The organism is Pseudomonas fitomaticsae, from assembly GCF_021018765.1.
GTDB classification, from domain to species: Bacteria; Pseudomonadota; Gammaproteobacteria; order Pseudomonadales; family Pseudomonadaceae; genus Aquipseudomonas; species Aquipseudomonas fitomaticsae.
Window position 1 is genome coordinate 6,346,417 of sequence record NZ_CP075567.1, and the last position, 12,814, is coordinate 6,359,230.

Consider the following 12,814-nt stretch of genomic DNA (forward strand, 5'->3'; position numbering starts at 1 on the left):
GGGTCAAGCACCCTTTTGGAGATTGCCGTCATGAAGATCGGAGAACTGGCGAAACAGACCGATTGCGCCGTGGAAACCATCCGCTACTACGAGCGTGAAAACCTGCTGCCGGAACCGGCCCGCAGCGACGGCAACTACCGCGTCTACACCCAGGCCCACGCGGAGCGCCTGACTTTCATCCGCAACTGCCGCACCCTCGACATGACCCTCGAAGAAATCCGCAGCCTGCTCGCCTTGCGCGACAGCCCGCAGGATCAGTGCGAAAGCGTCAATGCGCTGATCGACGAGCACATCCAGCACGTCAAGGCGCGGATCGACGGGTTATTGGCCTTGCAGACGCAACTGCTCGACCTGCGCCAGCGTTGTGGCGAGGGGCCGGAAGCGGATCAGTGCGGGATCCTGCAACGGCTGGAAGTGAGTGGCGGAGTTGTGGCGGCGGAGGTTGAGCATTCGCACGTGGGCAGAAGCCACGGCCACTAAGTCGCCTATCACCACACTGATCAGATCAGTTTGAACTCCAGAGTGCCTTGGAGGCCCATACCGTAACTGAGCGCCGGGAGCATTCCTGCACCGAGAAAGAAGCTGCCGTAAAGAAGAACCCACTCTCCACGAAACGCTTGATAGACGCTCGGTTCAATTCGGAACTGGACAGCTGATTCCGGAGTGACTGTCAATTTGCGCTGATAGTCTCTCCAGTTCCGTGCGCCGGGTCCGCCCTGAAGATCACTCAGCACATGAATTTCAATGGCGTTATTGGTTCGTAAGTTCAAGACCGTCGGAACAGTGAGGACCACGCCATCGGGATGCTTATCAATCTCCAACTCGCCATTCGACACTCCCTCGATAGAAATCTGCCCGGTTTGGACCAGTGGAAGGACGAAGTTGACGAACAGAGATCCCGAAGGCAAAGAACCTCCGTTTCTTGTGATTACAAAGATGACTTCGACCCTGTCTCCTTCGAGCTTGAGTGCTTCAGCGTCGGAAAAAGGAAAATACAGATCGGTAAAACCAGTAACTGTCTGGGAGGGTAACTGGAAGCTTCCTCCGCTTCCTCCGAAAGCCTGCCCTTGCACCCGCACTTGATCGCCGATCTGAAAGTCCTGATTGTTTACAGGCACCACATAAAACAGCGAATCAACAAAAAGCGGGGCGCCCCGAAGTAATTCACCGGGTATCACGCAATCCCAAGGGGCAATGGAAGGTAAAAAATGAACCAACCCCGAACTACTCCTGCAACCAACATACGGTGCTCCAGGAAATTGAACGCTTGAGCTCTGGACGGTAGAACCGATTGTGCGCTCCGAAAACCCGCTGGTTGCATCGTTTGCATTGATTGGCATAGTGAAACTCCACAAATAAAAAAAGGGCGTTGCCGTCCACAGCCGAATGGCTAATGGTCAGTCAAACACCCTTTCATTTGTCCGCCACCTGTCAGAGTTGACAGTTTGTTAGATTCTTTTGCAATCAGGCAAAGCCGTGCCTGCAATAAAATCAGACCGCCATCGGCGCAGTCATCGGCGCATGGTGCTCGTAGCCTTCCAGCGAGAAGTCGCTCGGCTCCACCAGCTCCAGCCATTCCGGCTGATAAACACCGGTCTTGGCAAACTCCGGCACACGGTCCGAAATCTTCAGCTTCGGCATGGCGAACGGCTCGCGCTTGAGCTGTTCGTTGAGCATGTCCAGGTGGTTTTCGTAGACGTGGGCGTCACCGATGAAATAGGTGAACCAGCGCGGCGTGTAGCCGGTCAGGCGACCGATCAGGCTCAGCAGCGCGGCGCCTTCGGTGAGGTTGAACGGCGTGCCCAGGCCCAGGTCGTTGGAGCGGATGTAGAGGGTCAGAGAAATCTCTTTGGTCTCGACATTCGGGTGGAACTGGTACAGCAGATGGCACGGCGGCAAGGCCATTTCATCGAGCTGGGCGCAGTTCCAGCCGTGGAACAGGATACGGCGGCTGCCCGGGTCCTTGATGATCGTGTCGACGCACTGGCGCACCTGATCGATGGCTTTGTACAAGACCACATAGGCCTGGCCGTCTTCTTCGCCCTGGGCAATCTGCTTGTAGCCGTTGCTCAGGGTTTGTTCGATGGCGGCGGTGTTGCTCAGCGGGATCTGCTTGTACGCCGGCCATTTGCGCCATTGCACGCCGTAGATTTCACCGAGGTCGTCTTCGCCCTGGCGGAACGGGTTGGCCAGCCACTGGGCGTTTTCGTTGGCGTTCTGATCCCAGACCTTGCAGCCCAGCGCACGGAATTCGGCGGCGTTGTTCACGCCACGCAGGAAGCCGCACATCTCGCCGATGGCCGATTTGAAGGCCATCTTGCGGGTGGTGATCGCCGGGAAACCTTCCTGCAGATCGAAGCGCAGCATGGCGCCCGGAAAGCTGATGGTGTTCACGCCGGTACGGTTGGCCTGTTTGGTGCCGTTGTTGATGACGTGCGACACCAGATCGAGATATTGCTTCATGAATTACCTGTGTCCTTGAGCCCCGGCAGACATCGCCGGGGTTCGAATATTTAAGCGGTCGGTGCAACCGGCGCCGCCGGGGCGCGGTGGTAGGCCAGCCAGATCAGGAACAGCCCGCCGATGATCATCGGTACGCAGAGTACCTGACCCATGGTCAGCCAGTTCCAGGCCAGATAGCCCAGTTGCGCGTCCGGCACGCGGACGAATTCGACGATGAAACGGAAGATGCCATAGAACAGCGCGAACATGCCCGAGACCGCCATGGTTGGCCGCGGCTTGCGCGAAAACAGCCAGAGGATCAGGAACAGCGCCACGCCTTCGAGCGCGAACTGATACAGCTGCGACGGGTGGCGCGGCAGTTGCGCCGGGTCGCTGAACGGCGGGAATACCATGGCCCACGGCACGTCGGTGGCCTTGCCCCACAGCTCGGCGTTGATGAAGTTGCCGATACGTCCGGCACCCAGACCGATCGGCACCATCGGCGCCACGAAGTCCATCAGCTGGAAGAACGACTTGCCGTTACGCTTGCCGAACCACAGCGCGGCCAACATTACGCCGATGAAACCGCCGTGGAACGACATGCCGCCCTTCCACACTTCGAAAATCAGCGTCGGGTTGGCGATGTAGGCGCTCAGGTCGTAGAACAGCACATAGCCCAGACGCCCGCCGACAATCACCCCCATCGACAGCCAGAACACCAGATCGGAGAGTTTTTCCTTGGTCCAGGTCGGGTCGAAACGGTTGAGCCGGCGCGATGCCAGCAGCCACGCGCCGCCGATGCCGACCAGGTACATCAGGCCGTACCAGTGGATTTTCAGCGGACCGATGGCCAGGGCCACCGGATCGATCTGCGGGTAAGGCAGCATTGCGACTCCTCGTTAGCATTCAAATCTTCAAAAATTCCCGGGCGACGCTGTCACCTCAGGATTAAGCCAGGATTGCGACCTGCCAAAACAGACGGCTCAGAACAGAAAGCTCAGGCCCACGCAAAACAGCAAAGCCGCGAACAGCCGTTTCAGCAACTTCGGCGACAACCTGTGCGCCAGCCGCGCGCCGAGACGGGCGAACACCATGCTGGTCAGCGCAATGCCGAGCAGTGCCGGCAAATACACAAAACCGAGACTATGGGCCGGCAGCAACGGATCATGCCAGCCCAGAATCATGAAACTTATTGCACTTGCCACAGCGATCGGCAGGCCACAGGCCGACGAGGTCGCCACCGCCTGCTGCATCGGCACACGGCGCCAGGTCAGGAACGGCACGGTCAGCAAGCCGCCGCCAATCCCGAAAATCGCCGACGCCCAGCCGATCACACTGCCGGCCATGGTCAGACCGAGCTTGCCGGGCACCGTTCGGCTGGCCTTGGGTTTGACGTCCAGCGCCAGCTGCGCCGCGATCACCAGGGCGAACACGCCGATGATCTTTTGCAGGTTGGGCCCGGAGATCGCTTCGGCGGTCAGCGCCCCGAAACCGGCACCGAGCAGGATGCCGACGGTCATCCAGCGGAAGATCGGCCAGCGCACCGCACCGCGTCGGTGATGCTCGCGCACGGCGTTGACCGAGGTGAAGATGATCGTCGCCAGGGACGTGCCGACCGCCAGATGGGTCAGGATCGACGGATCGAAGCCCTGCAAGGTGAAACTGAACACCAGCACCGGGACGATGATAATCCCGCCGCCCACCCCGAACAGCCCGGCCAGTACGCCCGCACAGGCGCCCAGCGCCAGATAGAGCAGAAATTCCATGACTGCCTCCCAAGGCGCGTCCCCAAAACCGGAGCGGCATGGTAACGGATGGACACCCTTCGGCTCCACTGGCGATGGATGCACGGACGATGTCTGCGTAGAGTGGGCAAAAACACACAAGGACCACCTTATGTGCCTGATTGTTTTCGCCTGGCAGCCGGGGCATGCCCAGCCGCTGATCGTCGCGGCCAACCGTGACGAGTTCTACGCCCGGCCCAGCCTGCCGCTGGCGCAGTGGCCCGAGTCGCCGCATGTTCATGCCGGTCGGGATCTTGAAGCAGGGGGAACCTGGCTAGGCCTGGGCGCCAACGGTCGCTTCGCGGCGCTGACCAACATCCGTGATCCGCATCAACCGCCGGCGCGACGCTCTCGGGGCGAGCTGGTGGCGGGATTTCTCACCGGGAACCTGTCGATCGATGACTATTTGTCCGACGTTGTCGCCCGTTCGCCGGACTATGCCGGCTTCAACCTGCTGCTGGGCAATGCCAACGAGCTGTGGCACTTCAATGCGCGGTCTTCGGAACCGGTGATGTTGCAGCCGGGCGTCTACGGACTTTCAAACGCGGGACTGGATACGCCGTGGCCGAAACTGCTCAAGGCCAAGGCGGCATTGAGTGCGGTGCTGGATGATCCGCAGCCCGGGCGGTTGTTGGATTTATTGAGTGATGCGCAAACGGCACCGTTTGCTGATCTGCCAGATACCGGTGTGGGATTGGCGACCGAGTCGTTGCTGTCGAGTGTGTTCATTGCCAGCCAGAGTTACGGGACTCGGGCGAGTACGGCGTTGATTGTGCAGGCGGACGGGACGCGGCGGATGGTGGAGCGCAGTTTCGGGCCGTATGGCGGGCATCTGGGGGAAGTGGAGGTCAATATATAAAGATCGCAGCCCGAAGGCTGCGATCTTGTCTTTCTAGAGGGGTTTGACCGCCGCCGGATTGACCATCTTCGCCAACCCAAGGTTCTTCAGCGCCAGTTGCAGCGAGCTGTGAATAACCTGCGGGTTGTCGATGGTCATCAATTCCGCCAGCAGATCCTTGGCCTTGCTCAGGTTGATCTGACGCAGCATCCATTTCACCTTCGGCAGGTTGGTGGCGTTCATCGACAGGCTGTCGAAACCCATCGCCATCAACAGCACCGCTGCCGCCGGGTCACCGGCCATCTCGCCGCAGATGCTCACCGGTTTGCCTTCGGCATGGGCGTCGCGCACTACGGTCTGCAGGGCTTGCAGCACCGCCGGGTGCAGGTAGTCGTAGAGATCGGCCACCCGTGGGTTGTTGCGGTCCACCGCCAGCAGGTACTGGGTCAGGTCGTTGGAGCCGACCGACAGGAAGTCCACCATCCGCGCCAGTTCCCGGGTCTGGTAAACCGCCGCCGGAATTTCGATCATCACGCCCACCGGCGGCATCGGCACGTCGGTGCCTTCGTCGCGCACTTCGCCCCAGGCCCTGTGGATCAGGTGCAGCGCCTCTTCGAGCTCGTGGATGCCGGAGATCATCGGCAGCAGGATCCGCAGGTTGTTCAGGCCTTCGCTGGCCTTGAGCATCGCGCGGGTCTGCACCAGGAAGATTTCCGGGTGGTCGAGGGTGACGCGGATCCCGCGCCAGCCGAGGAACGGGTTGTCTTCCTTGATCGGGAAGTACGACAGCGATTTGTCGCCGCCGATGTCCAGGCTGCGCATGGTCACCGGTTGCGGGTGGAACGCGGCAAGCTGCTCGCGGTAGATCGCCAGTTGTTCCTTCTCGCTCGGGAAGCGCTGGTTGATCATGAACGGCACTTCGGTGCGGTACAGACCAACGCCTTCGGCGCCGCGCTTCTGCGCCCGCGCCACATCGGCCAGCAGGCCGGTGTTGACCCACAGCGGCATGCGGTGGCCATCGAGGGTCACGCACGGCAGGTCGCGCAGGGAATCGAGACCCAGCGCCAGTTGTTTCTCTTCTTCCACCACCTCGGCGAACTGCTTGATCAGCACCTCGCTCGGGTTGGTGTAGATTTCGCCCTTGAGCCCGTCGACGATCATCGGAATGCCATCGACCTTGGCGTATGGCAAGTCGACGACACCCATCACCGTCGGGATACCCATGGCCCGGGCCAGGATCGCGACGTGGGAGTTACCCGAACCGAGCACAGACACCAGACCGACCAGCGTGCCTTCCGGCACCTCGCCGAGCATCGCCGGCGTCAGTTCTTCGCTGACCAGAATGGTCTTTTCCGGGTAGACCAGGTTCTGCTGCCGCTCTTCCTGCAGATAGGCGAGCAGGCGTCGGCCCAGGTCCTTGACGTCCGACGCCCGCTCACGCAGGTACTCGTCGTCCATCAAATCAAAACGGTTGACGTGATCGGTCACGACCTGACGCAACGCGCCCTGGGCCCACTGCCCGGTCTTGATCACGTTGGTGATTTCGCTGCCCAGCGAGGCATCGTCGAGCATCATCAGGTAGACGTCGAACAGCGCGCGCTCTTCCGGACGCAACTGGGTCGCCAGTTTGGCCGACAACGCACGCATGTCGGCGCGCACGCCTTCGATGGCGGTCTTGAACAGCGCCAGTTCCGCGTCGATGTCGGTGATGGTCTTGTCCGGCACCACGTCCAGATCCGCCGGCGGCAGCATGACCACCGCAGTACCGACCGCCGCACCCGGCGAACCCGGTACGCCGACGAACTTGGCTTCCTGGATGCCCTTGCCCTGACGGCCCAGACCACGGATCGAGCCGGTGGCCTCGGCGTGGGCGATTACGCCAGCAAGCTGAGCGCTCATGGTCACGAGGAAGGCTTCTTCACCTTCATCGAACTGGCGGCGTTCTTTCTGCTGGATGACCAACACGCCGACGACGCGGCGGTGGTGAATGATCGGCGCCCCGAGGAACGAGGCGTAGCGCTCCTCGCCGGTCTCGGCGAAGTAGCGGTAGCGCGGGTGATCCGCGGCGTTTTCGAGGTTCAGGGGTTCTTCACGCGTGCCGACCAGGCCGACCAGACCTTCGTTGGGTGCCATGCTGACCTTGCCGATCGAGCGCTTGTTCAAGCCCTCGGTGGCCATCAGCACGAAGCGGTTGGTCTCTGGATCAAGCAGGTAGACCGAGCAGACCTGGCTGCCCATGGCCTCTTTGACGCGCAACACAATAATCCCCAACGCCGCCTTGAGATCCTTGGCGGAGTTAACTTCCTGGACGATCTTGCGCAGCGTATTGAGCATGGCTCGGGGTCGAACTCCGTCGTCAGTCGCGCGCTAAAAGGCGCGGGGCAAGCTCTTTGAGAGCGCGGCGATACACTTCGCGCTTGAATGTCACCACCTGGCCCAACGGATACCAATAACTGACCCAGCGCCAGCCATCGAACTCCGGTTTACCGGTCAAATCCATCCGCACCCGCTGCTCGTTGGAGATCAGGCGCAGGAGAAACCATTTCTGTTTCTGGCCGATGCACAGCGGTTGGCTGTGGGTTCGCACCAGACGTTGCGGCAAACGATAGCGCAACCAGCCCCGGGTGCAGGCCAGTATTTCAACATCTTCGCGTTCCAGGCCAACTTCTTCGTTCAGCTCGCGGTACAAGGCGTCTTCCGGCGTCTCCTCGGGATTGATTCCCCCCTGTGGAAACTGCCAGGCATCTTGATTGATACGGCGAGCCCATAGCACCTGGCCGGCGTCATTCGTCAGAATGATCCCGACATTAGGGCGGAAACCATCGGGGTCGATCACGGCAACAACCTCGCAAACGCATGTCGCCGCATTGTTCCACAAAGGTTGTGAAGGCGGCAACGAAGGTTCCGAGCTTATGTGCACTCTTGTGAAAAGACCGTATTCTTGTGGCCTTTTTACTGACTTTTCAGCGGGTAACTGCAATGCGCCTGGCTTTATTCGATTTGGACAACACCCTTCTGGGCGGCGACAGCGATCACGCTTGGGGCGATTATCTGTGCGAACGCGGCTTCCTCGACCCGATCGCCTACAAGGCGCGCAACGACGAGTTCTATCAGGATTACCTGGCTGGCAAACTGGATAACGCCGCGTACCTGAACTTCTGCCTGGAGATCCTCGGCCGCACCGAAATGGCCGTGCTTGAGCAGTGGCACAACGATTACATGCGCGATTGCATCGAGCCGATCGTGCTGCCGAAGGCGCTCGATCTGCTGAAAAAGCACCGCGATGCCGGCGACAAACTGGTGATCATCACCGCCACCAACCGCTTCGTCACCGCGCCGATTGCGGTGCGCCTGGGCGTCGAAACCCTGATCGCCACCGAGTGCGAGATGCAGGACGGCCGCTACACCGGGCGCAGCACCGACGTGCCGTGCTTCCGTGAAGGCAAGGTGACGCGCCTGAACCGCTGGCTGGAAGAAACCGGGCATTCGCTGGAAGGCAGCTATTTCTACAGCGACTCGATGAATGACCTGCCGCTGCTGGAACAGGTGGCGAATCCGGTGGCGGTCGACCCGGATCCGAACCTGCGGGCCGAAGCGGAGAAGCGCGGCTGGCCGGTAATCAGTCTGCGCGACTGACTACGCCTTCGTCGGAACGCCGCCCGGAGCAAGCCCGCTCCCACATTGGATCTGTGTCGCACACAATCCCCTGTGGGAGCTGGCTTGCCAGCAATTGGGTCGACTCGGTGTGAAGCCTTAAACAGGCTTGGCGCCCATCAATCCGGCAATCGCGATAAAGCAGACCAGCCCGAACAGCGCCAGCCCCAGACTGAACCGGCCCACACCGCCCGGCGCCTTGCGCAACCGGTTCAAGCGCACCAGCAGCCAGAACCACGCCAGCGCCGCCACGGTGTAGAGCACGCTCGACGCCAGAATCCACGTCTGCCCCAGCGGCCAGCCCACCAGATGCACCATCCACCAGCCGGTGAACGGCATGCTCACCAGCGCCAGCACGATCAACAGCCAGACAAACAGCCATGGCCGTTGCAACGTACGGCTGCCCGCCGTCGCGTCACCCTTGCGCCGTGCACGCCAGACCCGGATTCCCAGGCCCAGCGCACCGAGCAACAGCACCGCAGTCGCCAGCATGTGCGCCGCTTTCAGGGCAGTTAACGTTTCCATGATCCGATTTCCTTATGGCCTGCCCATCAGCGTAGCCGTTCAGCCAAGAAACAGCTGGTAGGCCGGGTTGTCGCTTTCGTCCCAGTACGGGTAGCCGATTTCCTCAAGGGCTGCGGGCACCAGATGACGTTCGTCGTGGGGCACTTGCAGACCCGCCACCACGCGGCCGTCCGCTGCACCGTGGTTGCGGTAGTGGAACATCGAGATGTTCCAGCGACCGCCTAGCTTGTTGAGGAAGTTGAACAGCGCGCCCGGACGCTCCGGGAACTCGAAGCGCAGCACCACTTCATCGACCACGTGCGCTGCGCGACCGCCGACCATGTGACGGATGTGCAGCTTGGCCAGTTCGTTGTCGGTCAGGTCGAGCACCGGGAAACCCTGTTCGGTCAGGCTCGCCAGCAGCGCACTGCGCGGGTCGTTGTCCGGGTGGGTCTGCACGCCGACGAAGATGTGCGCTTCGCTGCCATTGTTGTAGCGGTAGTTGAATTCGGTGATCTGGCGCTTGCCGATGGCCTCGCAGAAGGCCTTGAAGCTGCCGGCCTTTTCCGGGATGGTCACGGCGATGATCGCTTCGCGGCCCTCACCCAGTTCGGCGCGCTCGGCGACGTGGCGCAGGCGGTCGAAGTTGACGTTGGCCCCGGAATCGATGGCCACGAAGGTCTGGCCGCTGACGCCGCGCTGCTCGACGTACTTCTTGATCCCGGCTACGCCCAGGGCGCCGGCCGGTTCGGTGATCGAGCGGGTATCGTCGTAGATGTCCTTGATCGCCGCGCAGATTTCGTCGGTGCTGACGGTGATCACTTCATCGACGTAATCCTTGCAGATGTCGAAGGTGTGCTGACCGATCTGCGCCACCGCCACGCCGTCGGCGAAAATGCCCACGGCCGGCAGCACCACGCGCTCGCCCGCGGCCATCGCCGCTTGCAGGCAGTTGGAGTCGTCGGGCTCGACGCCGATGACCTTGATGTCCGGACGCAGGTATTTCACGTACGCCGCGATGCCGGCGATCAGACCGCCGCCGCCCACTGGAACGAAGATCGCGTCCAGCGGCTGCGGGTGCTGGCGCAGAATTTCCATCGCCACGGTGCCCTGCCCGGCAATGGTGTGCGGATCATCGTACGGGTGGATGTAGACGTAGCCTTTTTCATCGACCAGTTTCAGCGAGTAGGCCAGGGCTTCCGGGAAGGAATCGCCGTGCAGCACCACCTTGCCGCCACGGGAGCGCACGCCTTCGACCTTGATCTCCGGAGTGGTCTTGGGCATCACGATGGTCGCTTTCACGCCCAGCACTTTCGCCGCCAGGGCCAGGCCCTGCGCATGGTTGCCCGCCGACGCGGTGACCACGCCGCGAGCGCGTTCTTCGTCGCTCAACTGGGTCAGCTTGTTGTAGGCGCCGCGAATCTTGAACGAGAACACCGGCTGCAAGTCTTCGCGCTTGAGCCAGATGTCGTTGCCCAGCCGCTCGGAGAGCTGGCGGGCGTTCTGCAGCGGGGTTTCTACGGCAACGTCATAAACGCGCGAGGTGAGGATCTTCTTGACGTACTGTTCGAGCATCGGAAAGCATCACTGGCGATTGGGCGGGACCAGCGAGTCTAACCCGGCTTTTGGGCGCACGACCACACGAATCCAGAGGTTTTAGCCCGGCTTGAGGCTATAATGCCGGCCTTTCCGTTCTTACCTTGCCCGCTTCCGGAGCCCGCATGACCCAGGATCAACTCAAACAGGCCGTGGCCCAGGCCGCCGTCGACTTCATCCTTCCGAAACTCGACGACAAGAGCATCGTCGGCGTCGGCACCGGCTCCACCGCCAACTGCTTCATCGACGCCCTGGCCCGGCACAAGGGCGCGTTCGATGGCGCGGTCGCGAGCTCCGAAGCCACCGCCGCGCGCCTCAAGGGCCACGGGATTCCGGTGTACGAGCTGAACACCGTGAGCAATCTGGAGTTCTACGTCGACGGCGCCGATGAAAGCGACGAACACCTGAACCTGATCAAGGGCGGCGGCGCAGCCCTGACCCGCGAGAAGATCGTCGCGGCCGTGGCCCAGACCTTCATCTGTATCGCCGACGCCAGCAAACTGGTGCCGGTGCTCGGCGCGTTCCCGCTGCCGGTGGAAGTGATCCCGATGGCACGCAGCCACGTGGCCCGCCAACTGGTGAAACTGGGCGGCGACCCGGTCTACCGCGAAGGCGTGCTGACCGACAACGGCAACATCATCCTCGACGTGCACAACCTGCAGATCACCAATCCGGTGGAGCTGGAAGCGCAGATCAATGCGATCGTCGGCGTGGTCACCAACGGTCTGTTCGCGGCGCGTCCGGCGGATCTGTTGTTGCTGGGCACCAGCGAAGGTGTGAAGACCCTGAAGGCTGAGTAAGCCAGCCTGCCCACATTCTTGTAGGCAAATGCTTTCCCCCTGTGGGAGCGGCGGTGCGACGATTCGACTTGCTCGCGAAAGCGGTAGATCAGTCGACATCTGAATGACTGATCCACCGCTTTCGCGAGCAAGCCCGCTCCCGCATTTTGTTTTTGGGGCGTCAGTTAGTTCTGCGCAGGCTTTCTGAAGACGTAGAACAGATTCGGTTCGCTCACCAGATACAACGTCCCGTCGTCGTCCATCGCGACACCTTCCGCCTGCGGCACGGTTTTCTTCAGGCCCTGCCGGCCACCGCTCAACGACATGGTGCTCAGCGGGCGCCCGTCCACATCCAGTTCCAGAATCAGCCGCGACTCGTCGGACAGCGCCAGCAAATGGCCGCTGCGCTCGTCGTATTGCAGGCTCGACAGATCGCGCACAAACATCCCGGCATCGCGCTTGGGATTGTTGATGACGTGTACCGCGTAGGATTTTTCCGGATTGAAGTGCGGGAAACCGTGCACTTCATAGATCAGCATCGGATCCCGCTCCTTGGCCACGAACAGGCGCTTGCCCACCGAGTCGTAAGCCAGGCCTTCAAAGCCTTTGTTGCCGCTCATGTGCACACCGAGGGTCATCTGCTCGGCGTCCGCTGCATCGAGGAACGTGGTGTCGTGCTCCAGATGGATCTTGATCAGCCGTTGCTGGCGCTCGTCGGTGATCACATAGGTGTCGGCGCTGATGAACTCCACTGCCTCCGGATCGCCGAAGCCGATCAAGGCGATACGACGCAGGATCGCGCCGTCCAGCGACAGCTCGATCAGTTCGGCATTCTTGTTGGTCACGGTGAACAGGCTTTTGCGCACCGGATCGTAGGTCAGCGCCGAGACATCGTCGTTCAGCCCGTCGATGACTTTCGCCTCGATCTCTACCCGATACTGATCCAGCCCGATGGCCTCGCTGCTCATCGGCTGCCAGAGCGTGTGCAGGTTGAACCAGGCACGCTCGAACAGTCGCATGTATTGGCCGATCGCAATCAGCGCGATCAGGGCAATCACCGACAAGATGATGAACAGAGGCTTGGGACGGGCAAGTCGACGCATTCGGGCAGGCTCGGAGTCAAAACAGGCGGATGAAATATCACGCCTGTCTGAACTGAAGCTTAATGGCCACTTGCCTCAGGCCACAACTCCACAGGTCTGCAATCTCTGTAGGAG

Annotated in this window: 13 protein-coding genes; 4 read left to right on the forward strand and 9 right to left on the reverse strand. The window is 61.3% G+C overall.

Annotation, left to right across the window (positions count from 1 at the left end):
* Positions 1-30 precede the first annotated feature (30 nt).
* Positions 31-480: a Cd(II)/Pb(II)-responsive transcriptional regulator gene (cadR, locus tag KJY40_RS28860; RefSeq protein WP_007953454.1), complete on the forward strand. Its 450-nt coding sequence runs from the start codon at positions 31-33 to the stop codon at positions 478-480.
* Positions 481-500: 20 nt separating this feature from the next.
* Here cadR and KJY40_RS28865 read toward each other — a convergent pair whose 3' ends face one another.
* The 4 genes from KJY40_RS28865 to KJY40_RS28880 all read right to left on the reverse strand — a co-directional run bounded on the left by KJY40_RS28865 (position 501) and on the right by KJY40_RS28880 (position 4,208).
* Complete coding sequence (locus KJY40_RS28865; protein ID WP_230734061.1) at positions 501-1,340, reverse strand: hypothetical protein; 840 nt, start codon at positions 1,338-1,340, stop codon at positions 501-503.
* A 151-nt stretch (positions 1,341-1,491) separates the two neighbouring features.
* On the reverse strand, positions 1,492-2,463 hold the full coding sequence (locus KJY40_RS28870) for a thymidylate synthase (RefSeq protein WP_011336420.1): 972 nt from the start codon (positions 2,461-2,463) through the stop codon (positions 1,492-1,494).
* 50 nt (positions 2,464-2,513) lie between these two features.
* Positions 2,514-3,329, reverse strand: coding sequence for a prolipoprotein diacylglyceryl transferase (gene lgt / locus KJY40_RS28875; protein ID WP_007953463.1), 816 nt, complete (start codon positions 3,327-3,329; stop codon positions 2,514-2,516).
* Between the two features lie 96 nt (positions 3,330-3,425).
* Positions 3,426-4,208, reverse strand: a complete 783-nt coding sequence (locus KJY40_RS28880; protein ID WP_230734063.1) for a sulfite exporter TauE/SafE family protein — start codon at positions 4,206-4,208, stop codon at positions 3,426-3,428.
* A 130-nt stretch (positions 4,209-4,338) separates the two neighbouring features.
* Here KJY40_RS28880 and KJY40_RS28885 point away from each other — a divergent pair, with 130 nt between their 5' ends.
* Positions 4,339-5,085 carry an NRDE family protein gene (locus KJY40_RS28885; protein ID WP_230734066.1) on the forward strand — a complete coding sequence of 249 codons (747 nt, stop codon included), beginning with the start codon at positions 4,339-4,341 and terminating at the stop codon, positions 5,083-5,085.
* A 33-nt stretch (positions 5,086-5,118) separates the two neighbouring features.
* Here the strand turns inward: KJY40_RS28885 and ptsP are convergent, their stop codons facing one another.
* Complete coding sequence (gene ptsP, locus KJY40_RS28890) at positions 5,119-7,398, reverse strand: phosphoenolpyruvate--protein phosphotransferase (protein ID WP_230734068.1); 2,280 nt, start codon at positions 7,396-7,398, stop codon at positions 5,119-5,121.
* 22 nt (positions 7,399-7,420) lie between these two features.
* Positions 7,421-7,900, reverse strand: a complete 480-nt coding sequence (locus KJY40_RS28895; RefSeq protein WP_003229203.1) for an RNA pyrophosphohydrolase — start codon at positions 7,898-7,900, stop codon at positions 7,421-7,423.
* Between the two features lie 143 nt (positions 7,901-8,043).
* On the opposite strand from KJY40_RS28895, the gene KJY40_RS28900 reads away from it, so the two are divergent.
* Positions 8,044-8,700 (forward strand): histidinol-phosphatase, encoded by a 657-nt coding sequence (locus KJY40_RS28900; protein WP_230734070.1) that lies wholly within the window; start codon positions 8,044-8,046, stop codon positions 8,698-8,700.
* Positions 8,701-8,817: 117 nt separating this feature from the next.
* Here KJY40_RS28900 and KJY40_RS28905 read toward each other — a convergent pair whose 3' ends face one another.
* Both KJY40_RS28905 and ilvA read right to left on the reverse strand, forming a co-directional pair.
* Positions 8,818-9,243: a DUF2269 family protein gene (locus KJY40_RS28905; RefSeq protein ID WP_230734072.1), complete on the reverse strand. Its 426-nt coding sequence runs from the start codon at positions 9,241-9,243 to the stop codon at positions 8,818-8,820.
* A 39-nt stretch (positions 9,244-9,282) separates the two neighbouring features.
* Positions 9,283-10,797 carry a threonine ammonia-lyase, biosynthetic gene (gene ilvA / locus KJY40_RS28910; RefSeq protein WP_085605949.1) on the reverse strand — a complete coding sequence of 505 codons (1,515 nt, stop codon included), beginning with the start codon at positions 10,795-10,797 and terminating at the stop codon, positions 9,283-9,285.
* A 146-nt stretch (positions 10,798-10,943) separates the two neighbouring features.
* Between ilvA and rpiA the strand changes: the two genes are divergently transcribed.
* Positions 10,944-11,618 (forward strand): ribose-5-phosphate isomerase RpiA, encoded by a 675-nt coding sequence (gene rpiA, locus KJY40_RS28915; RefSeq protein ID WP_039767874.1) that lies wholly within the window; start codon positions 10,944-10,946, stop codon positions 11,616-11,618.
* A 164-nt stretch (positions 11,619-11,782) separates the two neighbouring features.
* Here rpiA and KJY40_RS28920 read toward each other — a convergent pair whose 3' ends face one another.
* The gene (locus KJY40_RS28920; protein ID WP_230734074.1) at positions 11,783-12,700 is read right to left on the reverse strand and encodes an SdiA-regulated domain-containing protein; all 918 of its coding nucleotides are present in this window, start codon (positions 12,698-12,700) and stop codon (positions 11,783-11,785) included.
* Positions 12,701-12,814: the final 114 nt, after the last annotated feature.